The organism is Mumia spirodelae (assembly GCF_050632745.1).
In the GTDB taxonomy this organism is placed as follows: domain Bacteria; phylum Actinomycetota; class Actinomycetes; order Propionibacteriales; family Nocardioidaceae; genus Mumia.
This window is the reverse complement of record NZ_JBODSD010000001.1, coordinates 1,883,991-1,908,967: the sequence shown is the minus strand read 5'-3', so window position 1 is coordinate 1,908,967 and position 24,977 is coordinate 1,883,991. Positions and strand designations below refer to the sequence as shown.

The 24,977-nt window shown below is 72.6% G+C and carries 21 protein-coding genes; 3 read left to right on the top strand and 18 right to left on the bottom strand.

Annotated features, from left to right (window positions below):
* Window positions 1-2 precede the first annotated feature (2 nt).
* The 4 genes from ACQSSQ_RS09315 to ACQSSQ_RS09300 all read right to left on the bottom strand — a co-directional run bounded on the left by ACQSSQ_RS09315 (window position 3) and on the right by ACQSSQ_RS09300 (window position 5,549).
* The gene (locus tag ACQSSQ_RS09315) at window positions 3-2,129 is read right to left on the bottom strand and encodes an MMPL family transporter (RefSeq protein WP_431326751.1); all 2,127 of its coding nucleotides are present in this window, start codon (window positions 2,127-2,129) and stop codon (window positions 3-5) included.
* A 163-nt stretch (window positions 2,130-2,292) separates the two neighbouring features.
* Window positions 2,293-3,522: a sugar ABC transporter permease gene (locus ACQSSQ_RS09310; protein WP_431326750.1), complete on the bottom strand. Its 1,230-nt coding sequence runs from the start codon at window positions 3,520-3,522 to the stop codon at window positions 2,293-2,295.
* Window positions 3,519-4,400 (bottom strand): ATP-binding cassette domain-containing protein, encoded by an 882-nt coding sequence (locus ACQSSQ_RS09305; RefSeq protein WP_431326749.1) that lies wholly within the window; start codon window positions 4,398-4,400, stop codon window positions 3,519-3,521. The genes ACQSSQ_RS09310 and ACQSSQ_RS09305 overlap by 4 nt, the downstream gene beginning before the upstream one ends.
* An 84-nt stretch (window positions 4,401-4,484) precedes the next feature.
* Complete coding sequence (locus ACQSSQ_RS09300; RefSeq protein WP_431326748.1) at window positions 4,485-5,549, bottom strand: substrate-binding domain-containing protein; 1,065 nt, start codon at window positions 5,547-5,549, stop codon at window positions 4,485-4,487.
* Window positions 5,550-5,718: 169 nt separating this feature from the next.
* Between ACQSSQ_RS09300 and ACQSSQ_RS09295 the strand changes: the two genes are divergently transcribed.
* Entirely contained in the window at window positions 5,719-6,852 is a 1,134-nt protein-coding gene (locus ACQSSQ_RS09295; RefSeq protein WP_431326747.1) for an ROK family protein, read from the top strand.
* An 8-nt stretch (window positions 6,853-6,860) separates the two neighbouring features.
* On the opposite strand, the gene ACQSSQ_RS09290 is transcribed toward ACQSSQ_RS09295, so the two are convergent.
* The 10 genes from ACQSSQ_RS09290 to argC form a co-directional block, all read right to left on the bottom strand.
* A complete protein-coding gene (locus ACQSSQ_RS09290) occupies window positions 6,861-7,535 on the bottom strand; it encodes a DsbA family protein (protein ID WP_431326746.1) in 675 nt (224 codons plus the stop codon).
* A gap of 43 nt (window positions 7,536-7,578) precedes the next feature.
* Window positions 7,579-8,166: a DNA-3-methyladenine glycosylase gene (locus tag ACQSSQ_RS09285; RefSeq protein WP_431326796.1), complete on the bottom strand. Its 588-nt coding sequence runs from the start codon at window positions 8,164-8,166 to the stop codon at window positions 7,579-7,581.
* Window positions 8,167-8,335: 169 nt separating this feature from the next.
* Window positions 8,336-9,763, bottom strand: coding sequence for an argininosuccinate lyase (argH, locus tag ACQSSQ_RS09280; RefSeq protein ID WP_431326745.1), 1,428 nt, complete (start codon window positions 9,761-9,763; stop codon window positions 8,336-8,338).
* A gap of 2 nt (window positions 9,764-9,765) precedes the next feature.
* A complete protein-coding gene (locus ACQSSQ_RS09275) occupies window positions 9,766-10,971 on the bottom strand; it encodes an argininosuccinate synthase (protein ID WP_431326744.1) in 1,206 nt (401 codons plus the stop codon).
* Entirely contained in the window at window positions 10,968-11,543 is a 576-nt protein-coding gene (locus ACQSSQ_RS09270; protein ID WP_431326743.1) for an arginine repressor, read from the bottom strand. Before ACQSSQ_RS09270 ends, ACQSSQ_RS09275 begins: the two co-directional genes overlap by 4 nt.
* Window positions 11,540-12,472 (bottom strand): ornithine carbamoyltransferase, encoded by a 933-nt coding sequence (gene argF / locus ACQSSQ_RS09265; protein ID WP_431326742.1) that lies wholly within the window; start codon window positions 12,470-12,472, stop codon window positions 11,540-11,542. Before argF ends, ACQSSQ_RS09270 begins: the two co-directional genes overlap by 4 nt.
* Entirely contained in the window at window positions 12,469-13,689 is a 1,221-nt protein-coding gene (locus tag ACQSSQ_RS09260; RefSeq protein WP_431326741.1) for an acetylornithine transaminase, read from the bottom strand. Before ACQSSQ_RS09260 ends, argF begins: the two co-directional genes overlap by 4 nt.
* Complete coding sequence (argB, locus tag ACQSSQ_RS09255; protein WP_431326740.1) at window positions 13,686-14,633, bottom strand: acetylglutamate kinase; 948 nt, start codon at window positions 14,631-14,633, stop codon at window positions 13,686-13,688. Before argB ends, ACQSSQ_RS09260 begins: the two co-directional genes overlap by 4 nt.
* The gene (gene argJ / locus ACQSSQ_RS09250) at window positions 14,630-15,781 is read right to left on the bottom strand and encodes a bifunctional glutamate N-acetyltransferase/amino-acid acetyltransferase ArgJ (protein WP_431326739.1); all 1,152 of its coding nucleotides are present in this window, start codon (window positions 15,779-15,781) and stop codon (window positions 14,630-14,632) included. The genes argB and argJ overlap by 4 nt, the downstream gene beginning before the upstream one ends.
* Complete coding sequence (gene argC / locus ACQSSQ_RS09245; RefSeq protein ID WP_431326738.1) at window positions 15,778-16,809, bottom strand: N-acetyl-gamma-glutamyl-phosphate reductase; 1,032 nt, start codon at window positions 16,807-16,809, stop codon at window positions 15,778-15,780. Before argC ends, argJ begins: the two co-directional genes overlap by 4 nt.
* 122 nt (window positions 16,810-16,931) lie before the next feature.
* Here argC and ACQSSQ_RS09240 point away from each other — a divergent pair, with 122 nt between their 5' ends.
* Both ACQSSQ_RS09240 and ACQSSQ_RS09235 read left to right on the top strand, forming a co-directional pair.
* The gene (locus ACQSSQ_RS09240; protein ID WP_431326737.1) at window positions 16,932-18,665 is read left to right on the top strand and encodes a DUF2207 domain-containing protein; all 1,734 of its coding nucleotides are present in this window, start codon (window positions 16,932-16,934) and stop codon (window positions 18,663-18,665) included.
* Between the two features lie 93 nt (window positions 18,666-18,758).
* Entirely contained in the window at window positions 18,759-19,316 is a 558-nt protein-coding gene (locus ACQSSQ_RS09235; protein WP_431326736.1) for a LemA family protein, read from the top strand.
* 46 nt (window positions 19,317-19,362) lie between these two features.
* Here ACQSSQ_RS09235 and pheT read toward each other — a convergent pair whose 3' ends face one another.
* The 4 genes from pheT to ACQSSQ_RS09215 form a co-directional block, all read right to left on the bottom strand.
* A complete protein-coding gene (pheT, locus tag ACQSSQ_RS09230; RefSeq protein WP_431326735.1) occupies window positions 19,363-21,858 on the bottom strand; it encodes a phenylalanine--tRNA ligase subunit beta in 2,496 nt (831 codons plus the stop codon).
* Window positions 21,858-22,961 carry a phenylalanine--tRNA ligase subunit alpha gene (pheS, locus tag ACQSSQ_RS09225; protein ID WP_431326734.1) on the bottom strand — a complete coding sequence of 368 codons (1,104 nt, stop codon included), beginning with the start codon at window positions 22,959-22,961 and terminating at the stop codon, window positions 21,858-21,860. Before pheS ends, pheT begins: the two co-directional genes overlap by 1 nt.
* A 131-nt stretch (window positions 22,962-23,092) precedes the next feature.
* Complete coding sequence (locus ACQSSQ_RS09220) at window positions 23,093-24,127, bottom strand: sensor histidine kinase (protein WP_431326733.1); 1,035 nt, start codon at window positions 24,125-24,127, stop codon at window positions 23,093-23,095.
* Window positions 24,124-24,966, bottom strand: a complete 843-nt coding sequence (locus ACQSSQ_RS09215; RefSeq protein WP_431326732.1) for a TrmH family RNA methyltransferase — start codon at window positions 24,964-24,966, stop codon at window positions 24,124-24,126. The genes ACQSSQ_RS09220 and ACQSSQ_RS09215 overlap by 4 nt, the downstream gene beginning before the upstream one ends.
* Window positions 24,967-24,977: the final 11 nt, after the last annotated feature.

Genomic DNA, 24,977 nt, shown 5'->3' with positions numbered 1-24,977 from the left:
CCTCAGCCGCGCACCGGCTCCTCGACCAGCGGCTCCTGCGGGTCGGCCTCGGGCCGCACGTGCGGGAGACGGCGGTCGAGCCACGCCGGAAGCCACCAGTTCCAGCGACCGAGCATCGTCATCGTCGCCGGGACCAGTACGAGGCGCACGAGCGTCGCGTCGAGCGCGACGGCCACGGCCATCCCGACCCCGAGCATCTTGATGGTCACCGCGGACTCCGTGGCGAACCCGAGGAACACGGCCACCATGATCGCGGCGGCGCTCGAGATCACCCGGGCGCTCGTCGCCAGGCCGGTGACCACCGACCCCCGGGCGTCGCCGGTCCGCAACCACCCCTCACGGATCCGCGACAGCAGGAACACCTCGTAGTCCATCGAGAGACCGAACAGGATCGCGAACATCAGGATCGGCACCCAGCTCGACACGGGCACGTCGTGGTCCATGCCGAGCAGCGACGAGCCCCACCCGTGCTGGAAGACCAGCGTCACCACGCCGTACGCAGCAGCGATCGACAGCAGGTTCATCGCCGCCGCCTTCACGGGGACGACGATCGAGCGGAACATCATCGCCAGCAGCAGCATCGACACCAGCACCACGAAGCCGACCACGATCCAGATGCGCTCCGAGAGCATCGTCGAGATGTCGGTCAGCACCGCCGTGCTGCCGGTCAGGTCGACGCCCTCCGGGAGCAGGGCGGACCGCATCGACGTCACGAGGTCCGTCGTGCGCTCGTCCTGAGGACCGAACGCCGGCTGGGCGTCGAAGACCGCGATCGCCCCGTCCGGAGACGTGGTCGGCTCCCCCACCGCGACGATCCGCGGGTCGGCGGCGACGTCGGTACGCAGCTGCGCCACGTCGGCCTCGCTGAGCGTGCCCAGGTCGGCGACGAACGTCAGCGGGCCGTTCGCGCCCGGACCGAACTCTGCGGCCACCACGTCGTACGACTGCCGGGTGGTGAAGCTGGCCGGGTCGGCACTGGCGTCCTGCGGGAACGTCCGCATGCCCACGGCCGGCGCGGCGAGCGCCACGAGCACCGCGAGCGCCGCCAGCGCCCACGGCAGGGGCCGTGCGCCGACCCGGGCCGCCCAGCGGGCGGTCAGGGTCGGACGACCCGCATTGCTCGCCGCCCCGCCGCGGCGGACCTTGCGCGGCACCAGCCGGTGGCCGGCCAGCCCGCACAGCGCCGGGACGAGGGTGAGCGCCGCCGCCATCACCGAGAAGACGGCGATCGCGGTCGCGAGCCCGAAGGCGGAGTAGGTCGGCAGCCCCGCGAGCCCGAGCCCCATCAGCGAGACGAGGACGGTGAGCCCGGCGAACACGACGGCGCGTCCGGCGGTCGCGGTCGCGTGTGCCGCGGCCACCACCCTGCCCTGGCCCTCCCGCAGGTTCTCCACGAAGCGCGTGACGAGCAGCAGTGCGTAGTCGATGCCGACCCCGAGCCCCACCATCGTCGCGACGGTCGGGGCCGACGTGCTCACCTCGGTCGTGGCGGCCAGCAGCGTGACACCGGCCGAGCCGAGGGCGAGGCCGAACAGCGCCACCGCGATCGGGAGCCCGGCCGCGATCACCGAGCCGAAGGTGAGCACCAGCAGGACAAGAGCGACGCCGACGCCGATCAGCTCGCCACGACCGCTCATCTCCATCGCCGAGCCCGGGACCTCGCCGCCGAAGTCGACGTCGACCCCGTCCAGCGCGGCCTCGTCCACGGCCTGCTCGAGCGGCTCGAGGGCGCCCATGACGTCGGCGTGCGTGACCGGCACGTCGTAGCGCAGGGCCAGCAGGGCGGTGTCGCCGTCGTCGGAGACCCGCGGAGGGGTCACCGCGATCACGTGCGGGACGTCGCGCAGGCGCTCGGCGAGGCGGTCCAGCTCGGCGCTGGCGAGGGGATCGCCCTCGCGGTCGTGCGCACTCACCAGGGCGCTCGCGCCACCGGCCTCCGGCATGTGCTCGCGGAGGACGTCGAGGCCGGCCTGGCCCTCGGCTCCGGGCACGTCCCAGTCGTCCTGGAAGGTCCCGCCGGCGCTCGAGGCGAAGGCGAGGACCCCGACGAGGACGACGACCCAGGCGCAGATCGTGCGCCACGGGTGCGCCGCGGTCGTACGACCGAGGCGGTAAAGCAGGGAGGACATCTCTTGCTCCTTGTTCGTCGATCTGACGAACGGAGCCTCGCGGTGACTGCTTGGGGATCCCTTGGGAACGGCTTGGGGCGCCTCCGGACCAGGTCCGAGGGCGCCCCAAGGTCGCCTGCGACGGGCGGCCGTGCGGCGGGGGGTCCCGCAGGGCCGCCCGACGCTAGGCCGTCCCGCTGCTGCGGCGTGCCCGCCGCGACAGCGAGTCGATCGTGACGGCGAGCAGCAGGACCGCACCGGTGACGATGTAGCGGACCTCGGCCTCGACGCCGATGAGGTTCAGACCGCTCGTGATCGACTGCAGCACGAGCATCCCGAACAGCGCCGCGTACGCCGAGCCGCGCCCGCCGAACAGGCTCGTCCCGCCGATGACCGCGGCCGCGATCGCCATCAGGTTGGTGTCCGTGCCACCGCTGGACTGAGCGACCGACTGCAGCCGGCCGGCGGCCAGGATGCCGCCGAGGACCGCGAAGGTCGAGCACGCCGCGAACACGGTGATGTAGACCTTGTTGACCGCGACACCCGCGCGACGCGAGGCCTCCTCGTTGCCGCCCACCGCGTAGACCGACCGTCCGAAGCGCGTCTTGCGCAGGATCAGGTCGACCGCCACGATCATCGCGACCCAGAACAGCGGCATGTAGCCGACCCCGCGGTCCTGGTTGAGGTACCACGCGCCGAACAGCAGCGCGGCGACCATGATCGCCGCACGGATCACGGCGCCCTGGAAGGACGGCGCCGAGAGGTTGGCGGCGCGACGACGCTGGATGGTCCGCAGGCGGGTCGCCAGGTAGACCGCCCCGATGGCGATCGACAGGATGTACGACGCCAGCGGGCTGAGGAAGCTGAAGTTCGCGAACTCGATCAGCCACGAGTCGACCGGAAGGTTGACCGTGCCCCGGCTGCCGAGCACCCACAGCTGGACGCCGAGGAACGCGAGCAGACCGGCCAGCGTGATGACGAAGCTCGGCACGCCGAACTGCGTGAAGAGCAGGCCGTAGAACAGGCCGATCGCCACGCCGACCGACAGGGCGAGCAGGATCGCCGCCAGCAGCGGCCACCCCTGGTAGACGAGCAGGACCGCCATGATCGAACCGCCCACGCCGCTCACCGAGCCGACCGACAGGTCGATCTCGCCGAGAAGCAGGACGAGGACGATCCCGAGCGAGATCATGCCGATCGTCGCCGAGTCGAGGCTCAGGTTGACGAGGTTGCGCGAGGACAGGAAGCGGTCGTTCTGGAGGAAGAACACGATCCAGATCGCGACGAGGCCGATGATGACGGGGGCCATGCCCAGGTCGCCCGAACGGATCCGTCGCCCGAACGCGCCCAGGGCGGCCCGTGGCGTGCCTGACTCGACGAGGCGCTCGTCGGTCTTGTCGTACGCGGTGGTCATGCGTTCGGCTCCTCGTCCGTCCTGGGTGCGGTGCCGTCCAGGGAGTGCTGGCCGTCCGGCAGCGCGGCGTCGGTGTCGATGTCGGTCGCGGCGATCGGCGCACCCGAACGGTCGCGTGCAGCACGCTCGGCGACGACGTTGTCGGAGGCGCCGGTGATCGCGGCCACGAGCTGCTCCGTGGTGACCTCGCCGATCTCGAACTCCGCACCGTTGCGCCCGAGGCGCAGCACGTAGATGCGGTCGGCGACGGCCTGGACGTCGGCCATGTTGTGGCTGATCAGGACGACGCCGAGGCCACGCGCGCGCAGCCGCTCGACGAGGTTCAGGACCTCGGCCGTCTGGGCCACGCCGAGGGCGGCCGTCGGCTCGTCGAGCATGACGACCTTGGGCTCGCCCACGAGGCTGCGGGCGATCGCCACCGTCTGGCGCTGACCGCCGGACAGCGAGGCGATCGGGATCCGGACGGACGGGATCTTGGCCGAGAGCTGACGCAGCAGCTCCCAGGAGTGGCGCTCCATCTCGACCTCGTCGAGCACACCCGCACTGGTGCGCTCGTGGCCGAGGAACAGGTTGGCCACGACGTCGAGGTTGTCGCAGAGCGCGAGGTCCTGGAAGACCGTCGCGATGCCGAGCGCCTGCGCGGCCTTCGGGCCGTTGATCGACACAGGACGCCCGTCGAAGACGATCTCGCCGCCGTCGGGCTGGTAGACGCCGGACATGATCTTGACGAGGGTCGACTTGCCCGCGCCGTTGTCGCCGACGAGCGCGACGACTTCACCGGGTCGCACGTCGATCGCGACGTCGCTGAGGGCTTGCACGGCGCCGAAGCGCTTGTCGATGCCGCGCAGCGAGAGGATCGGCTGGTTGCCGTCGTTCATGGTGTCCTTCGCTGGTGGTGGGAAACGGGAACGGTCCGGGTGGTCACGCGACGAGCGCGACCACCCGGACCCGGGCTGGGTGGATCAGCTGAGGCCCGCAGCCGAGCACGCGTCGGCGTACTCGGGGGTGCAGATGTCCTCGACCGTGTAGAACCCGTCAGCCACCACGGTGTCCTTGACGTTGTCCTTCGTCACGACCACCGGGTCGAAGATGAACGACTTGACGCCCTGGAAGTCCGTCGTCTCGCCCACGTCGTCCCCGTTGACCAGCGCGACCGCGACCTCGGCGGCCTTCTCGGCCTCGGTCTTGATCGACTTGTAGATGGTCATGTACTGGTCGCCGGCGACGATCCGCTGGATGGCGGCGAGCTCGGCGTCCTGGCCGGTGACCGGCGGGAACTTCGTCAGGCCGTCGGCACGCAGGGCCGCGATGACGCCGCCCGCCTGGCCGTCGTTGGCGGCGTAGACGCCCGCGAGCGACGCAGCGTCGATGTTGTTGAGCTGCGACGACACGAACTTCTGCGCGTTGTCGGGGCTCCAGTCCGGGTTGTCGAACTCAGCGACGATGTTGAGCCCGCTGGCGTCGATCGCCGCGTGCGCGCCCTTCTTGAACTGGGCGGCGTTCGGGTCGGTCGGCGCGCCGTTCAGCATGAGGATGTCGCCGGTGCCGCCGGTCGCGTCGACCAGGGCCTGGCCCTGGAGCTCGCCGACGCGCTCGTTGTCGAAGGACATGTAGTAGTCCGCGCCCTCGATGAAGCGGTCGTAGGCGATGACCGGGACCTCGGAGGACTGGGCCGACTTCACGATGCCGACCGCGGCCTCGCTGTCGACCGGGTCGAGCACGAGGACCGCGGCGCCGTCGGTGATGGCCGACTCCGCCTGCTGCTGCTGCTTGGATGCGTCCTGGTCCGCGTTGAGGTACTTGACCTCGCAGTCGTCGCAGAGCTCCTGGACCTTCGCCTCGAAGAGCGGCTTGTCGAACGCTTCGTAACGGGTGGTCTTGGTCTCGGGGAGCAGCAGGGCGATCGTCTTGCTGTCGCTGCCGCCGCCACCCCCGTCACCGTCATCGTCTCCGCCGCAGGCGCCCAGTGCGGCCGCGAGCACCACGACCGACGCCGCCCCTACAGCGGTGCGCGCAAACTTGTTCACTATGTCCTCCCAGGATGGTGTGACGCGGACAACTCCACGTCCGTCGCGGACAGTCTTGGCAACCTCGACGAAATCGTCAAGTCATGAACGAAAGAGCGTTGCGGAATCGAAACAAACTTGTGAAATGTTCATCTCTTGACGATTCCGGAATTTTGACTAGGTTGAGGCCATGCCACCCACCGGATCGCCGTCAGCGCTGCGCTCGGCCAACCTCGAGCGCGTCGTCGGCGTCCTGCGCAGCGCGGCCGAGGTGTCCCAGGCAGAGATCGCGCGGCGCACCGACCTGGCCCCGGCGACGGTGTCCAACATCGTCCGCCAGCTCGTCTCGACGGGGCTCGTGGAGACCTCAGGCGGCGGGGGCCGGCGCGGCCTGACCGTCCGCATCGCTCGCGGCGCCGGTCTGGTCGCGGGGCTCGACTTCGGGCACTCCCACCTGGAGGTGGCCGTGGGAGACCTGGCGGGGCGTGCGCTGGTCGGCACGCGCAGGCCGCTCGACAACGACCACAGCCACACCGAGGGCCTCGCGCTGGCCGAGGCGCTGCTCGACGACCTCCTCGAGGAGCTCGGCGAGTCGCGGGAAGCGGTTCACGCCGCGGGGCTCGGGCTTCCCGCACCGATCACCCGCGACGGACGGATCACCGCCGGGTCGATCCTCCCGGGCTGGGTCGGGGTCGCCGCGGCCGACGTGGCGTCGAAGGCGCTCGGGATGCCCACGCTCGTCGACAACGACGCCAACCTGGGCGCGCTCGCGGAGCACCGGGACCACCCCGACGTGACCACGCTGGCCTACCTCAAGGTCTCTTCCGGGATCGGGTGCGGGCTGGTGCTCGATGGCCACCTCTACCGCGGCGGCCTCGGCACGGCTGGTGAGCTCGGCCACGTGACGCTCGACGAGACGGGGCCGCTGTGCCGGTGCGGGAGCCGGGGCTGCCTCGAGGCGTACGCCGGCGGCAGCGGGCTCGTCGAGCAGCTCCGTGGACGGATGCCGGACCTCGCGGTCCACGACCTCGTCGACATCGCGGTGTCCGGCGACGCGGGTGCCCGACGGCTTCTGGAGGACGCCGGCCGGGCGCTCGGACAGGGGTCGGCCATCCTTGCGAACCTGCTCAGTCCCGAGGCGATCGTCGTCGGCGGCGACCTCGCGTGCGACATCGTCGTCGATGGGATCCGCGACGGCCTCCGGCGTCACGCGGTCGACGGGCTCGGCGGCGAGATCGAGGTCCGGCTCTCGACGCTCGGCGACCAGGCGTCGGTGGTCGGGGCGCTGGTCACGGCTCTGGACGCGGTGGCGCTGCCGGGCTGACGGCCCGTTCAGACGGTCGTGGTGCCGAGCATGGCCGCGAGCTCGGTGGTCGTCGGCGTGCCCTGAAGGGTCTTGCCGTCCACGACCACGGTCGGGGTGCCCTCGATCGTCTCCATCGCCTCGTTCGTCAGCTCCGCGACGAGGTCGGCGTGCTCCTGGGCCTCGATGCACGCCTCGGCGCCGGCCGCGCCCGCGTCGTCGGCGAGCGCGACGAGGTCCTCGTCCGAGAGCCCGCTCGGGGTCTGGCCGTCGAGGAGACCGGTCACGAAGGCGTCGTACGCCGCCGGGCCGCCGGTCTCGGCCACGCACAGCGCCGCGTTGACGCTGCGGGCCGACGCGTGGCCCGTGGTGCCGTTGTCGAGGAAGGAGACCATCCGGTACTCGAGCGTGATCGCGCCGGCCGCCAGCCGTTCCTCGAGGAGGCGGCCCTGGTCTGCGGCGAAGGCCTTGCAGTGCGGGCACAGCGGCTCGACGTACACCGCGACCGCGACCGGGTCGTCCGGGAACGAGCCGCTGGGGTCGAGGTCGTTCGCGGTGACGACCACGCCACCGTCGGCGGTGAGCGCGAGCCCGGAGCCACCGCCGGGTCCGCCGGTCGCCACGTCGGCTGCGCTCACGCAGGCGACGAGCACGAGCGAGGCGAGGCAGGCGAGGAGTCCGCCGGCGATCCGGGAGCGCGTCATGGCGCCCATCCTCACAGACGCACCGCCGTACGGGAGCGGCGCCTCACAGCGGCTCCGCGTCAGCCGCCCGCGGGCTGCGCCGGTACGCCGACACGGTCGGGTCTCCGGACACCCAGAAGCGCCACGGCACGTCCGCCGCACGCGAGACGCCCACCCGCGGACCGGCGCTGACGGCGTCGTCCGGCAGCGGCTCGTGGCGCCGCAGGACGACCTGGGGTCCGGTGAGGGGCACACCGTTCTGCTCGATCGTGATGCCGAGCGCTTGCGTCAGGTTGGCGGGTCCCCGAGCGAGCCGCTCGTCGGGCACTCCCCCGCGGCGGTCCCGGGCGACCTCGATCCCCCGGACCACCTCGCCGGCGCGCACCAGGACGGCCGAGGCGTCGCCGTCGGAGCCGACGACGACGTTGGCGCAGTAGTGCATCCCGTACGAGAGGTAGACGTAGAGCACGTCGGGCGGGCCGAACATGATCGCGCTCCGCGGCGTCGGACCTCGGAACGCGTGCGACGCCGGGTCCCCGGTGCCGCCGTACGCCTCGACCTCGGTGATCCGTACCGTCACGTCGCCCCGGGTCAGCGTCGCCCCGAGCAGCCGACGTGCCTGCGTCTCGACCTCGCTCGTCACAGCGCCCAGTCTGCATGGTCCGCCTCCGCCCCCCGATTTGCGCGCTAATCCACCGGGTGGGGTGCGATTTGCGTGGACAACTGCGCAAATCGCGGACGGGAGGGGTCGGGGACGGGGGGCGGGGACGGGCGGGACGGACGCTCGCGGACGGGCGAAGCCGGGGACGGACGGCTGGTTCTCAGGCGAGGCGGGCGCGCAGCTCGGCCAGCTGCTCGGCCACGCGGGCCGGCGCCGTACCGCCCCGCGCGTCGCGCGAGCCGATCGAGCCCTCGACGCTGAGGACCTCGCGCACCGCCGGGGTGAGGTGGGGCGAGATCGCCGCGAGCTCGTCGTCGGTGAGGTCCCACAGCTCCTTGTCCTGCCCCTCCGCGACCCGCACGCAGGCGCCCGACAGCTCGTGCGCCACCCGGAACGGGACGCCCTCGCGCACCAGCCACTCGGCGATGTCGGTGGCGAGCGCGAAGCCCTGCGGAGCCAGCGACTCGAGCCGGTCGGTGTGGAACGTGAGCGTCGCGACCATGCCGGTGAACGCCGGCAGCAGGACCTCGAGCGTGTCGACCGAGTCGAAGACCGGCTCCTTGTCCTCCTGCAGGTCGCGGTTGTACGCGAGCGGGAGCGCCTTCAGGGTCGCCAGCAGACCGGTCAGGTTGCCGATCACGCGTCCGGCCTTGCCGCGGGCGAGCTCGGCGATGTCGGGGTTCTTCTTCTGCGGCATGATGCTCGACCCGGTCGAGTAGCCGTCGTCGAGCGTGACGAAGCCGAACTCCTTGGTGTTCCAGAGGATGATCTCCTCCGCGATCCGGGAGACGTCGACGCCGATCATCGCCGTGACGAACGCGAACTCGGCGACGTAGTCGCGCGACGCCGTCCCGTCGATCGAGTTCGGCGCGGACCCGGTGAACCCGAGGTCGGTCGCGACCTGCTCGGGATCCAGCCCGAGCGAGGACCCCGCGAGGGCGCCCGACCCGTACGGCGACTCGGCCGCGACCCGCGCGTCCCAGTCGGCGAGCCGGTCGAGGTCGCGCACCAGCGGCCACGCGTGGGCGAGCAGGTGGTGGCTCAGCAGCACCGGCTGCGCATGCTGGAGGTGCGTGCGGCCGGGCATCGCGACGCCCAGGTGCTTCTCTGCCTGGTCGGCCAGCGCCGCGATCAGGCCCCGCACCAGGCGGGCGATCTCCACGGCGTGGTCACGCAGGTAGATCCGGCCCAGCGTCGCGATCTGGTCGTTGCGCGAGCGCCCGGCACGCAGCCGGCCGCCCAGCTCCGGCCCGAGCCGCTCGACGAGCCCGCGCTCGAGCGCGGTGTGCACGTCCTCGTCCCCGGGGTCGGGGGTGAACGCACCGGAGGCCACGTCGGCCTCCAGCGCGTCGATGCCGGCGAGCAGCGCCGTCAGGGCGTCGTCGGTCAGCAGGCCCGCACGCCCGAGCACCCGCGCGTGGGCACGCGAGCCGGCCAGGTCGTACGGCGCCAGGCGCCAGTCGAAGTGCGTCGACCGCGACAGCGCCTCGAGCTCGGGCGACGGGCCGGTCGCGAACCGACCGCCCCAGAGCGCCGTCCGCTCCTCCGTACCGTCCCCGCCGTCGGTCCCGGGCTGCTCGCCGGTCACGGTCACTCCCCCACCAGCGCCTGGTCGCGCTTGTTGGCCAGCGTGCTCGACATGCCGAAGATCTCGATGAAGCCCTTCGCCATGCTCTGGTCGAACGTGTCGCCCTCGTCGTACGTCGCGAGGTTGAAGTCGTACAGGCTCGTCGCCGAGCGGCGCCCAGTGACGGTGGCCTTGCCGGCGTGCAGGGTCATCCGCACCTCACCGGTCACCGCCTCCTGCGACGACGTGACGAAGGCGTCGAGGGTCCGCTTCAGCGGCGAGAACCAGAGGCCGTCGTACGCGAGCTCGCCCCACCGCTGGTCGACCCCGCGCTTGAAGCGCGCGAGCTCCCGCTCGACGGTGACGTTCTCCAGCTCCATGTGTGCGGCGATCAGCGCGACCGCGCCCGGCGCCTCGTAGATCTCACGGCTCTTGATGCCCACGAGCCGGTCCTCGACCATGTCGATGCGGCCGATGCCCTGGGCGCCGGCGCGCTCGTTGAGCTGCTGGATCGCCTGCAGCATCGTGACGGGCTTGCCGTCGATCGCGACCGGGGCGCCGCCCTCGAACGCGATGACGACCTCGTCGGCGTCGCGCGGCTGGGCCGGGTCGGAGGTGTAGGAGTAGAGGTCCTCGATCGGGCCGTTCCAGATGTCCTCGAGGAAGCCCGTCTCGACGGCGCGGCCCCAGACGTTCTGGTCGATCGAGTACGGCGACTTCTTGGTGACGTCGATCGGCAGGTCGTGCTCCTCGGCGTACGCGATCGCCTTCTCCCGGGTCCACGCGTAGTCGCGGACCGGTGCGATGACCTTGAGCTCGGGGGCGAGCGCCTTCGCGCCGACCTCGAACCGCACCTGGTCGTTGCCCTTGCCCGTGCAGCCGTGCGAGATCGTCGTGGCGCCGTGGTACGTCGCCGCCTCCACGAGGTGCTTGACGATCAGCGGGCGCGAGAGCGCGGAGACCAGCGGGTAGCGGTCCTGGTAGAGCGCGTTCGCCCGCACCGCCGGGAGGCAGTAGTCCTCGGCGAACTCGTCCTTGGCGTCGACGACGATCGACTCGACGGCGCCGCACGCGAGGGCGCGCTCGCGCACCACGTCCATGTCCTCGCCGCCCTGGCCGACGTCGACCGCCACCGCGATCACCTCGGCGCCGGTCTCCTGGCCGAGCCAGCCGATGGCCACCGAGGTGTCGAGGCCGCCTGAGTACGCGAGTACGACCCGTTCGGTCATGATGTCTCCCTGTTCTTCTCCGAGCCCGGAGTCCTGTCCGAGACTGCAGTCCTGGTGTGCGTGTTGAGCGAGTCGGGGCTGGCCAGCGCGCGGAACTCCGCCGCGACCGCCGGTCCCCCGGTGGCTTCCTTGCAGATGACGAGCACCGTGTCGTCGCCCGCGATGGTGCCGAGGAGCGAGCCCAGTGCCGCGTGGTCGATCGCCGAGGCGAAGAACTGCGCCGCACCGGGCGGTGTTCGGAGGACGACCAGGTTGGCCGAGCCCTCCGCCGAGACGAGCAGCTCGTTGCACAGCCGGGCCAGTCTGGCGTGTGCCGAGACGGTCTCGACCGCCGGGCGGGGCGTACGGTCGCCGCCCTCGCCCGGGACGGCGTACACGAGACCGCCGCTGGGGTGCCGCACCCGCACCGCGTCGAGTTCGACGAGGTCGCGCGAGAGCGTCGACGGGTTGACCTGGAGACCGTCGTCGGCGAGCAGCTCGGCGAGGTCGGTCTGCGACCGCACGACGTGGGTGCGCAGCAGCTCGACGACCCGCTGCTGGCGTGCCGCCTTGGTCGCCGGGATCGCGGTCACGACGCACCGTCCGCGCGAGCCAGGAGCCACACGAGCAGCGCCTTCTGGGCGTGGAGCCGGTTCTCGGCCTCGTCCCAGACCACGCTCTGCGGGCCGTCCATCACGTCGGCGCCGATCTCCAGCCCGCGGTAGGCCGGGAGGCAGTGCAGCACGATCGCGTCGTCCGCGGCGTGCGCCAGGAGGTCGGCGGTGATGCCGTACTCGCCGAAGGTCGCGATCCGCTCCGCCTTCTCGTCCTCCTGCCCCATCGAGACCCAGGTGTCGGTCGCGAGGACGTCCGCACCCTTGGCAGCCTCGGCAGGGTCGGTGAGGACGGCGACCGAGCCACCGGTCGTCGCCGCGATGCGGGCAGCGTCGGCGACCACGTCGGCACGCGGGGCGTACGCCGCGGGAGCGCCGACGCGGACGTGCATGCCGGCCGTCGCCCCGGCCAGCAGGTAGGAGTGCGCCATGTTGTTGGCACCGTCGCCGACGTAGGTGAGCGTGAGCCCGGCCAGCGTCCCCTTGCGCTCGCGCACGGTCTGGAGGTCCGCGAGGAGCTGGCACGGGTGGAAGTCGTCGCTCAGCGCGTTGACGACCGGGACCCGGCTGACCGCGGCCATCTCCTCCAGCCCGGACTGGGCGAAGGTGCGCCACACGATCGCGGCGACCATCCGCTCGAGAACCCGCGTGGTGTCCGCGACGGTCTCGCCGCGTCCCATCTGGCTGCTGCCGGCGTCGATCACGAGCGGGTTGCCTCCGAGGGCGGCGACGCCGACGGCGAACGAGATCCGGGTCCGGGTCGAGGCCTTGTCGAAGATCACGGCGACCGTCTGCGGACCCTCGAGCGTACGCTCCGAGTACGGCGCCGCCTTGAGCACGTCGGCGAGGTCGAGGACCTCGGCCTGCTCGGCGGGCGACAGGTCGTCGTCGCGCAGGAAGTGCCTCATGCGGGGGCCTCCGTCTCCGAGGTGGTCGACGTCGTGGCTGGGACGTGCAGGTCGAGCACGTCACGGATCACCGCGACGGCCTCGTCGGCCTGGTCCGCGGTCAGGATCAGCGGCGGGACGAGGCGCAGCCGGTCCGGCGCGGCCGCGTTGATGACGACGCCCCGTGCCAGCACCGCGGCCTGGACCTGGGGCGCGACCGGCTTCCGGAGCCCGATCCCGACCAGCAGACCCGCACCGGAGGTGTCGGCGACCAGCGGATGGTCGGCCAGCCCCGCACGCAACCGCTCCCCTGTGGCGGTCGCGTGCGCGAGCAGGTCCTCGTCCTCGAGCGTGTCGAGAACGGCGTGGGCGGCTGCCGCAGCGACGGGGTTGCCGCCGAACGTCGTGCCGTGGTTGCCCGGCTGGAGCAGGTCGGCCGCGTCGCCGACGGCGATGCAGGCGCCGATCGGGATGCCGCCCCCGAGGCCCTTGGCCAGCGTCACGACGTCGGGCACGATGCCCTCCGCCGTGTGGGCGAACCAGGCGCCGGTGCGGCCGACACCGCTCTGCACCTCGTCGACCCACAGCAGCGTCCCGTGCTGCTGGGTGATCTCGCGGGCGGCGGCGAGGTAGCCCGCGCCCGGCTCCACCGCGCCGGCCTCGCCCTGGATCGGCTCGAGGACGACCGCGGCCACCGTCTCGTCGACCGCGGCACGCAGAGCCTCGACGTCGCCGTACGGGACGAACGTGACGTCGCCCGGCAGCGGCTCGAACGGCGCGCGGTAGGCCTCCTTGCTGGTGAGCGCCAGCGCGCCCATCGTCCGGCCGTGGAAGCTGCCGGTGGCAGAGACCAGGCGCGTACGACCGGTCCGCCGCGTCAGCTTGAACGCCGCCTCGTTCGCCTCGGTGCCGGAGTTGGTGAAGAACACCTTGCCGTCGACCCCGAGGAGACCGAGCAGCCGCTCCGCCAGCGTGACCTGCGGCTCGGTGGCGAAGAAGTTGGAGACGTGGCCGAGCGTGCCGAGCTGCTCGGAGACGGCCTTCACCACCGCAGGGTGCGCGTGCCCGAGGACGTTGACCGCGATGCCGGCGAGCAGGTCGAGGTAGCGGTTGCCGTCGGCGTCCCAGACGTACGCCCCCTCGCCGCGGACGAGGACGCGCTGCGGCGGTCCGAAGGTGTTCATCAGCGCGCCGGAGTAGCGCTCGAGCCACTCCTGCTGCGTCGTCGCGGCGCTCACGCCTGCCTCCTCAGTGCGGTCCTGATCTTGGTCTCGCCGGCGGGGAGCACCTGCGTCCCCACGCCTTCGTCGGTGAAGATCTCGAGCAGCACGGCGTGCGGCTCGCGGCCGTCCACCACGGTCGCGCGCGGCACCCCGCCGCGTACGGCCTTCACGCACGCGCCCATCTTGGGCACCATGCCCGAGGCGAGGCTGGGCATGAGCTCCTCGAGCGCGTCCACGCCGATCTCGCCGATGACGTCGTCGCTGTCGGGCCAGTCGCGGTAGAGACCCTCCACGTCGGTGAGGACCAGCAGCTTCTCCGCGCCGAGCGCGACCGCGAGGGCCGCCGCCGCGGTGTCGGCGTTCACGTTGTGAACCTGGCCCGACGCGTCGGGAGCGACCGACGAGACCACCGGCACGCGGCCGGCCTCGATGAGGTCGAGCACCGCCTCCGGTCGGACCTCGCTGACCTCGCCGACGAGCCCGAGGTCGACCTCCTCGCCGTCGACGACCGCGCGGGTCGGGACGGCGGTGAACAGGCCGGCGTCCTCGCCCGACAGCCCGACCGCGACCGGGCCGTGCGCGTTCAGCAGACCGACGAGCTCCCGGCCCACCTGGCCGACGAGCACCATCCGGACCACGTCCATCGCCTCGGGCGTGGTCACCCGCAGCCCGCCGCGGAACTCCGAGGTGATGTCGAGCCGGTCGAGCATGCTCGAGATCTGCGGACCGCCGCCGTGCACGACGACCGGCCGGAAGCCGGCGTACCGCAGGAACATCACGTCCTCGGCGAACGCCCGCTTGAGCTCGTCGTCGACCATCGCGTTGCCGCCGTACTTCACCACGATGACCTTGCCGTGGTACTTCATCAGCCAGGGCAGCGCGTCGGCCAGGATCGCGGCCTTCTCGGTCTTGCGCTTCCAGTGCGCGGGCACGCCCGCCGTCATGTCGAGGCCGGTCATGACGAGTACGCCGAGTTCTCGTGGACGTAGGCCTGCGTGAGGTCGTTGGTCCAGATGGTCCCCTGCGCCGGGCCGGCCTTCAGGTCGATGGTCACCGTGACGGACCGCGGCGCGAGGTCGACCTTCTCGCGCGGCTCGCCCGGCCCGCTGGTGCGGCAGACCCACACTCCGTTGATCGCGACGTCGAGGTCGGCCGGGTCGAAGGCCGCCGACGTGGTGCCGACCGAGGCGAGGATGCGCCCCCAGTTCGGGTCGCGGCCGAAGATCGCGGTCTTGAAGAGCGCACTGCGCGAGACGGCCCGCCCGACCTCGAGCGCGTCGGCCTCGGACGCCGCGTTGACCACGTCGATCGCGATGTCGTGGTCGGCGCCCTCGGCGTCGGAGAGCAGCTGGAGCGCCAGGTCGCGGCACAGCGTCGCGAGCTGGACCTGGAGCTCGTCGAGGTCGGGCTCGACGCCGGAGGCGCCGCTGGCCATCAGCAGCACGGTGTCGTTGGTGGACTGGCAGCCGTCGGAGTCGAGCCGGTCGAAGCTGCGGGCTGTCGCGTACCGCAGGGCCGCGTCGCACTCCTCCGGGGTCAGGACGGCGTCGGTGGTGACGACGACCAGCATCGTCGCGAGCGACGGGGCGAGCATGCCCGCACCCTTGGCCATCGCCCCGATCGTGTAGCCGGCGCCCTCGATCACCGCCTGCTTCGGACGGGTGTCGGTGGTCATGATCGCCCGGGCGGCGTCGGCCCCGGCCTCGGCGTCGAGCGAGGTGATGGCGGACCGGACCCCGGCGAGCAGCCCGTCACGGTCGTTGAGCAGGCCGATGAGCCCGGTCGACGCGACCTGCACCTCGATCGGGGCGATCCCGAGCAGCGCCGCCGCGGTCTCCGCGGTCGCGTGCGTGGTCGCGAAGCCGTCCGGCCCGGTGTAGCAGTTGGCGCCGCCGGAGTTGAGGACGACGGCGCGGGCGCTGCCGCCCTTGATCGCCTGCTCGCTCCAGAGCACCGGGTTGGCCTTGCAGCGGTTGGAGGTGAACACGGCGGCGGCGCTCGACCGCGGCCCGTCGTTCACGACGACGGCGACGTCGGGGTCGCCGCTGGACTTCAGCCCGGCGGCGACGCCGGCGGCCCGGAACCCCTGGGGTGCGGTCACGCTCACGGCGCCACCCCCACGACGGGGAGACCGAGCGTCTCGGGGAGCCCGAGCGCGAGGTTCATCGACTGGATCGCGGTGCCGGCGGTGCCCTTGGTCAGGTTGTCGATCGCGCCGACCGCGACGACCCGCCCGACCCGGGAGTCGACCGCGACCTGGACGTGGACGCAGTTCGAGCCGAGCACGGCCTTGGTCTGCGGCCACTGGCCCTCGGGAAGAAGGTGGACGAACGGCTCCTCGGCGTACGCCTTCTCGTACGCCGCCCGCACCGCGTCGGCGTCGACTCCGCCGGCGAGCGGGGCGCTGACGGTCGCGAGGATGCCGCGCGACATGGGCGCGAGGACCGGCGTGAAGGAGACGCGGGCGTCGGCAGCACCGGCGAGGCGGAGGTTCTGCTCGATCTCCGGCGTGTGCCGGTGGACTCCCCCGACGCCGTAGACCGACGCCTGCCCCATCACCTCCGACCCCAGGAGGTGGGGCTTGAGCGACTTGCCGGCGCCGGAGGTGCCGGTGGCGGCGACCACGACGACGTCGGGCTCGACCAGGCCCTCGGCGACGGCCGGGAGGATGCTCAGCGTCGACACGGTCGGGAAGCAGCCCGGTGCGGCGATCCGGCGGGCGCCGGCGAGGCGCGAGCGCTGACCGGGCAGCTCCGGGAGGCCGTACGGCCAGGTCCCGGCGTGCGCGCCGCCGTAGAAGGCGGTCCAGTCGGCGGCGTCGGCCAGTCGGAAGTCGGCCCCGCAGTCGACCACGAGGACCTCGCCGCCGAGCTCGGCCGCGACGGCGGCGGACGCCCCGTGCGGGAGTCCGAGGAACACCACGTCGTACCCGGCGAGCGTCTCGGGCGTGGTGTCGGCGAGGACGCGTCCGGCGAGCGGCGTCAGGTGGGGGTGGTGGGCGCCCAGGGTCGAGCCGGCGTTCGAGCCGGCCGTGAGGGCGCCGATCTCCACCTCGGGGTGCGCGAGGAGGAGCCGGAGGACCTCGCCACCGGCGTACCCGCTCGCACCTGCGACGGCGATCGTGAGGGAGGGCATGTGCACATTCTTGCAGAGCCTTGCAAGATCATGCAACGCGGGGTGGCCCGGACGAGATCCGCCCGCGGAGAACCTGATATCTCGGGGACGGCCGACCCTCCGGACCCCTACAGTCTCTCCCCATGAAGCGGATCGTGCTGACGACCCTCGCCGTCGTCGCCACCGCCGCCGGGCTGTTCTGGCCGGTGGTCCCCAGCCTCGTCAGCACCGATCCCGAGCCGGCGTCCGACCCGGTCTCGATCACCCGGTACGACGCTGCGTACGCGGTCGACGCCGACGGCACGCTCACCGCCGAGGAGACCGTGACGGCGGAGTTCCCCTACGGCCGGCACGGCATCTTCCGCTACTGGGACGTGGGCGACGCCGACGACGCGCACGTGCGCTACTTCCCCGAGGACGTCAGCGTCACGCTCGACGACGCCGCGGTCCCCTCGACGATGCTGTGGGAGGACGGGCGCCGCTACCGCGTGCTCAAGGTCGGCGACCCCGACGCGTACGTCGCCCCCGGCACCCACCGCTACCGGATCCGCTACCGGATCGACGGGGCGCTCGCCCCGCACGGCGACCGCTCCGCGTTCCGCTGGGACGTGGTCGCGCGCGGATGGGAGATGGCGATCGCCGCCAGCACGACCACCGTGGACCTTCCCGCCGCCGCGTCCGGCGTGACCTGCGCGGTGCTCGACGGCTCGCCGTGCACGGCCACGGGCGACGGCACCGGCCGCGTCACAGTCACCACCGGCGCTCTCCCGCCGCGGACCGGCGTCCACCTCGACGCCACGCTGGACCTGCCCGCACCAGCACGTACGACCCTCCCCTGGCCCGTCGCGCTGGACGCCACCTTCGGCGGGTCGGTCCCGCTGCTGGCCGGTGTCCTCGCACTGTCGGTGCTCGGTCTCCTCGCCGGTCTGCGCTGGAGCAGCCGCAGCCACGAGCCGGAGCCGGGCTTCCCCGTCCTGTACGAGCCGCCCGCCGCCCTCGGCCCGGTGCAGACGGTCTACGTCGCCGACGAGGACGTCCCGTCCCGGGCGACCGTCGCGACGCTCACCTACCTCGCAGAGCAGGGGCTCGTCCGGCTCGTCCGCGACGACGACCGGTCGTGGACGGTCGAGGGCGTCGCCTCACCGGAGCGCTGGGCGACGACCGACCCGGTGTCCCGTGCGCTCGGCGCGTCGCTCGGCGTGAGCACCCCGGGTGGCCGGTTCTCGGCCGACCGCTCGGTGGAGGCCGGCCGCACGCTCAGCCAGGCGGCGACCACCGTCGCGTCCACGACGCGCGCCTGGGCCCGCTCCGAGGGCGTGGTCCGCTCCGCGTTCGGCGAGAAGCTCGGCAAGAACCTCGTCGTCCTCGCCCTCGTCGCCGCGGGCCTCTGCTTCACGTGGCTCGCGGCGGACCTCCCGACGGTCGTCGGCCTGCCGTTCGCGGCGTTCGTCATCGGCGGCTGCGGGCTGCTGTCCACCGGGGCCGGCACCCGCCGTACGCCGGCCGGGCGCGACCTCTGGTCCCGCTCCGGCGGGTTCCGCCGCCTGCTGTCGACGCCGTCGAGCCAGGACCGCCTCGACTTCAGCGCCCGCTCGGAGCTCTACACGTCCTTCATCCCGTACGCGATCGCGTTCGGGTGCGCCGACGCCTGGGCCGACAAGTACCGTACGGCGACCGGCAACGAGCCCCCCACGCCGTCGTGGATGCCCGTCCCGGCACACAGCGGCGGGCACGCCTTCTCCTCCGGAGGCGATGCGTTCGCCGGGTTCGAGTCGTCGCTCACCTCATCCATCAGCGCCTACCAGGCCACACAGTCCTCGTCGTCCTCCTCCGGTGGCGGAGGAGGCGGAGGTGGTGGTGGCGGCGGATCCTGGTAGCCCGCGCCGCGCCGTCCCACCGTCCCGCTGACGCCTCGCGCAGCCCGTCGTACGCCCGTCCCGCCCCGCTCCCGCTCCCCTGAGAGGAACCCCATGCACTGGATCATCGTCGCCGTCGTCGTGGTGCTGATCGCCGTCCTCGCCGCCGTCGGCTTCAACAAGCTGCGCGCGGCCGACGTCCGCGCCGACGAGGCCCTCGGCGGCATCGACGTCCAGCTCACCCGCCGCGCCGACCTCGTCCCCAACCTCGTCAGCACCGTGAAGGGCTACGCCGAGCACGAGCGGTCGGTGTTCGACGAGGTCACCGCCGCCCGGACCGCAGCGGCGAGCGCTGCCCGCGACGGGTCGGTCGAGCAGAAGTCGGCGGCCGACGCCCGACTCGACAAGGCGCTCGTCGACGTGCTCGCGGTCGCCGAGGCGTACCCCGACCTCAAGGCGTCCACCAACTTCCAGCAGCTGCAGACCGAGCTCGCCGAGACCGAGGACCAGCTGGCGTTCGCCCGGCAGTACTACAACGACGCCGCAGCCCGCCTCAACACGCTGGTCCGCACGCTGCCCTGGCTGTTCTTCACGGGCGTCGCCGGCGTCGGCCAGCGCGCGTTCTACGCGGCACCGTCCAGCCAGACAGCACCACCGACGGTCCAGTTCTGAGGCGTTCCGCGGCCGTACGGGCGTACGGCCGCGGAACGCCCCCGCGTCAGGTGCGCTGGACGGCGCCGGTCACCTCGGCGGCACGCGCCACCGCGGCGTCGCGTACGGCGGCCGTCTCCGCCTCGGTCAGCGTCCGGTCGGGCGCGCGCATGCGGAGCGCGAAGGCCAGCGACTTGTGACCGGCCGGGACCTGCTCCCCGGTGTAGACGTCGAACAGGCGCACCGACTCGAGCAGCTCTCCCCCGCCGTCGACGAGCGCGTCGGCGACGGCCTGGCTGGGGACCGAGCTCGCGACGACGAGCGCCACGTCCTCCTTGGCGACCGGGTAGGTGGAGAACGCCGGGCGCGGACCGAGGTCCGGGGCCGCGGCGAGGACCGCGTCCAGGTCCACCTCCGCGGCGACCGTGCGGGCCGGGACGCCGTACGCGCGGCACACCCGCGGGTGCAGCTCGCCGGCGTGGCCGACGGTCGCGTCGCCGACGGACAGCACCGCCGTACGACCGGGGTGCCACGGGGCGGGCACTTCTCCCGGGCCCACGCGGAGCTCGACGTGCACCGCCGCCGCCACGCGGCGCACGGCCTCGATCGCGTCGCCCCACTGGACCCGGCGACCCTCGCCCCACCAGCCGGAACGCTCCCGGCGGCCGGTCGCGACCAGCACCAGGTGCAGCGGCTGCTCCGGCAGGGCCTCGTCGAAGGCGGCGTACTCGTCGGCGCTCGGGGCCTGGTCGACCCCGTAGATCGGGGCCTCGGGGGCCTCGTCCTTCGGCTGGAAGACCCGTCCCGTCTCGAAGATCGCGACGTCGTCGTGGCCGCGCCCGACGTTGAGCGCGAGCGCCTTCATGGCCCCGGTCATCAGCGTCGTCGTCAGTCCCGGCTCCTCCGCCGAGAGCGGGTTCTCGAGGAGGACCTGGTCACGGCGCGGATCGTCCTCGGGGATGCCGAGCTGGTCGAAGTCGGCCGGGCCCGCGAACGGGAACGTCTTGACCTCGACGTAGCCGGCGCCGGCCAGCACCAGCCCGACGCGCCGTCGCAGACGCTGCTGCGTCGTCAGGCCGCGCCCGGCGGGAGCGTGCGGGAGGACCGACGGGACCTTGTCGTAGCCGACGAAGCGCAGGACCTCCTCGACCATGTCGTAGGGGTCGGTGAGGTCGAGCCGCCACGTCGGCGGCACGACGTGCAGGGCGCCCGCGTCGTGCTCGACCGTGCAGCCGTTGGCCTCGAGCGCGCGCACCGCGGTCGCGGCGTCGATGTCGACGCCCGAGATGCGGGCCGGGAGGTCGTCGGCGAGCGAGATCTGCGGGGACGCCGGCGGAGCGCCGACAGCGGTGATCCCGGCGGAGATCACGCCGCCGCCGTGCTCGACGAGCAGCTCGGCCACGCGCTGCGCGGCGTACGGCGGGAGCGCGGGGTCGACCCCGCGCTCGAACCGGCGCGACGCCTCGCTCGACAGCTTCTGGAGCCGGGCGGTGCGGGCGACGGTCGGCGGGTCGAAGTGCGCCGCCTCGATGACGATGTCGGTGGTGTCCGGGCCGAGCTCGGTGGTCTGGCCGCCCATCACGCCGGCAAGCCCGATCGGACCCGACTCGTCGGTGATCAGCAGGTCGTCGACGGTGACGTCGCGGACGACGTCGTCGAGGGTGGTGACCTTCTCCCCCGGACGCCCGCGGCGCACCGTGATCGGGCCACGGAGCGCGTTGCGGTCGTAGCCGTGGATCGGCTGACCGAGCTCGAGCATCACGTAGTTGGTGACGTCGACGGCCAGCGAGATCGGACGCTGGCCCATCAGCTCGAGGCGCCGCGCCATCCACCGCGGGGTGGGACGCGTCGGGTCGAAGCCCGTCACCGTCCGGGCGACGAAGACCGGACAGGCGAGCGGGTCCTCGACGACGACCGGGTACGCCTCGGTCCCGTCGCTCGGGACCTCCAGCGCCGCCGGGTCGTGGAACGGAACCTCGTAGCCGATCGCCGCGTCACGGCCGACGCCGCGCATCGACAGCGCGTAGGCGCGGTCGGGATTGACCTCGAGGTCCAGCACGTCGTCGCGCAGCCCCAGCAGGACGATCGCGTCGTCGCCGACCTCGGCGGCGTCCGCGGGAAGCACGATGATCCCGTCGGGATCACCCGCCGTGCCCAGCTCCGCGCCGGAGCAGATCATGCCGTCCGACACGTGGCCGTAGGTCTTGCGGGAGCTGATCGGGAACGGGCCGGGCAGCACCGAGCCCGGCAGGGCCACGACGACCAGGTCGCCGGGTCCGAAGTTGTGCGCGCCGCAGACGATGCCGCGGGGCTCGTTGCCCTCGGCGTTGTGGGCGGGGCCGACGTCGACCGAGCACCAGTTGATCGTCTTCCCGTTCTTCTGCGGCTCCGGCTCGGCCGACAGCACGCGTCCGACGACGATCGGGCCGGAGAGCTCGGCACCGACGGCGTCGATCTCCTCGAGCTTGAGGTCGAGCATGGTCAGCCGGTCCGCGAGGTCGGCCGTGGTCAGGTCGGCGGGCAGGTCGACGATGTCGCGAAGCCACGACACGGGGACGCGCATCAGATCTCCACTCCGAACGGCTCGGTGAACCGGATGTCTCCGTCGAACAGGTCACGCAGGTCGGCGATGTCGTACCGGCCGGTGATGGTGCGGTCGAGACCGATCCCGAACGCGAAGCCCGAGTAGCGCTCGGGGTCCACGCCGTTGGCGATCAGGACGCGCGGGTTCACGACACCGCAGCCGCCCCACTCGACCCAGCCCTCGCCCTTGCACGTGCGGCAGTCGGCGACGGTCGCGGGATCGTTGTGGCACACGTAGCAGAGCAGGTCCATCTCGGCGCTCGGCTCGGTGAAGGGGAAGTACGACGGGCGGAACCGCGTCGTCATGCCCTCGCCGTAGATCGCCTGCGCGAAGTGGTCCAGCGTGCCCTTGAGGTGGGCCATCGAGAGGCCCTCGTCGATCGCCAGGCCCTCGACCTGGTGGAAGACCGGCGAGTGGGTGGCGTCGAGCTCGTCGGTGCGGAACACGCGACCGGGCACGACGACGTAGATCGGGGGCTTGCGGGTGAGCATCGTCCGCGCCTGGACGGGCGAGGTGTGGGTGCGCAGCACCATCGCGGCCTTCTCGGGGGTGACCCAGAAGGTGTCCTGCATGGTGCGCGCCGGGTGGTCCGGACCCAGGTTGAGCGCGTCGAAGTTGAGCCACTCGGCCTCGACCTCGGGGCCTTCGGCCACCTCCCAGCCCATCGCCACGAAGATGTCGGCGACGCGCTCCTGGATGGTGGTCAGCGGGTGCCGTGCCCCGACCGGCTCGCGGTCGGTCGGCAGCGTCACGTCGACGGTCTCGTCGGCGAGCATCCGCGCTTCGGCCTCGACCTCGAGCACGGCCGTACGCTCCGCGATCGCCTCGGAGACGGCCTTGCGGGCCTGGCCCACGCGCATCCCGGCGTCCTTGCGGGCCTGGGGCGGGAGCGCACCGATCTCGCGGTTGGCGAGCGCCAGCGGCGAGCGGTCTCCCGCGTGCTCCAGACGCACCTGCTTGAGCGCCTCCAGGGAGTCGGCGGCCGCGATCGCGGCCACGGCCGCGTCACGCATCGCCGCGACCTCCTCGGCGTGCAGCGGAGAGACCTCGACCGGGTCGTACTCGCTGTTGGGTCCGGACATGGTCACCTTTCTTCGGCCACGGGGCGCGGGCGGCGGCGCTGCGGCCACGGCGCCGATCACGTCCTCGGCTCCTGCGTCGTCCCGTCTGATCAAGTCTAGGGAGGTTGTCGAACGAGTTAGGCCCACGGGCCTCAGCGGAGGACGTCCGGGACGTTCTCCGGGAACCACACACCCACGCACGCGCCACCCTTGTCGCCGTCGCACACCTCGATCTCGCCACCGTGGGCGTCCACGACGCCCTTGACGATGTAGAGCCCGAGACCGGTGCCGCCGCGGTCGCCCGAGCGCCAGAACCGGGTGAACATCCGCGCCCGGATCTCCTCGGGGATGCCGGGCCCGAAGTCGAACACCTCGAACGCGACCCCGTTGCTGAAGCGGGTCGGGCGCCGCACCACGACGTCGCGGACGCCGAGCCCGTGACGCTGGGCGTTCTCGACGAGGTTGGTGACGACCTGCGCGAAGCGGTCGGGGTCGACCCACACCTTGGGCAGGTCCTCCTCGGCGGTGACCTCGACCTTGAGGCCGCTCCCGGCGGCGACGTTCTCGAGGATGCGCCGGGTCGCGTCGGCGAGGTCGAGCGGCTGCGGACGCAGCGTGAGCCGGCCGGAGTCGATCCGGGCCGCGTCGAGGAGATCCGTGATGAGGCGCGAGAGGCGGTCGGCGTCGGAGTCGACGGTCTCCAGCATCAGCTGGCGCTGGTCGTCGGAGAAGCGGTCCCAGTTGTTGAGCAGCGTCGCGGTGAACCCCTTCACCCCGGTCAGCGGCGAGCGCAGCTCGTGCGCCACGGTCGCGACGAGGTCGGAGCGCGCGCGGTCGCGGCGGGCGCGGGCCTTGGCCGTGCGCAGGGACACGACGAGCTGACGGACCGGCTGTCGCGGCGCGTCACGGACCAGCGTCGCCGTCACGAGGTACTCGACGCCGTCCTGGGTGTGCCAGCTGGACTCCGAGAGGCGCGTGCGCGTCGACAGCCCCGCGTAGGGGCGCAGGCAGTCGAACCAGCTGTTGCCGGCGAGGTCGTCGAGCGGGAGGGCGTCGGAGATGTGGAGCCCGATCAGCTCCTCGGGCCTGCGGTGCAGCATCCGCGAGGCGGCGGCGTTCACCCGGAAGACGGTTCCCTCGGCGTCGGCGAGCACCACGCCGTCGGGAAGCAGGTCGACGTCGATCACGTGCGGTCTCCCCCGGAAGACGGCGTACGGCGTGCGCGGGCGGAGGCGTACAGGCAGACCGCCGCCGCCGTGGCGAGGTTGAGGCTCTCGGCCCGACCGAAGATCGGCACCGCGACGACCGTGTCGGCGAGCGCGCGGGTGGTGACCGGCAGGCCCCACGCCTCGTTGCCGAACAGCCAGGCCGTCGGCCCGTCGAGGAGCCCGCTCGCCTCCGCGGCGAAGAGATCCACGTCCGCGACGCCGTCGGCCGCGAGCACCCGCAGACCGGCGGCGCGCATCGCCTCGACGGCGGCGGTCGTGTCGCGCTCGACGACGACGTCGAGGTGGAAGAGGCTGCCCACGCTCGCGCGGACGGCCTTCGGGTTGTACGGGTCGACCGAGTCGCCGAGCAGCACGACCGCGTCAGCGCCCGCGGCGTCGGCGCAGCGGATCACCGTGCCGGCGTTGCCGGGGTCACGCACCTCGGCGCAGACGGCCACCAGCCTCGGCGACCGGTCGAGGAGCGACGCCAGCGGCACGTCGACGTAGTCGCACACCGCGACCACACCCTGCGGTGAGACCGTCTCGCTGATCGCTGCGACGACCTCGTCGTCGACGACGTGCCAGCGCGGCCCGCCGAGCGCGACCAGCTCCGGGTAGCGGGTCGTCACGGCCTCCGTCGCGTACACGTCGTGCACGAGACCGGGCCGCCGCGCCGCGGTGTGGAGCGCCTCGCGGACCGCCTGCGGCCCCTCGGCCAGGAACGCCCGCTCCTTCTCCCGGAAACGCCGCGTGGCGAGCCTCCGGGCAGCCTTCACTCTCCCCGTACGGGGTGTGAGGACGTGCTCGGGACTCGCCACGTGCGTACGCA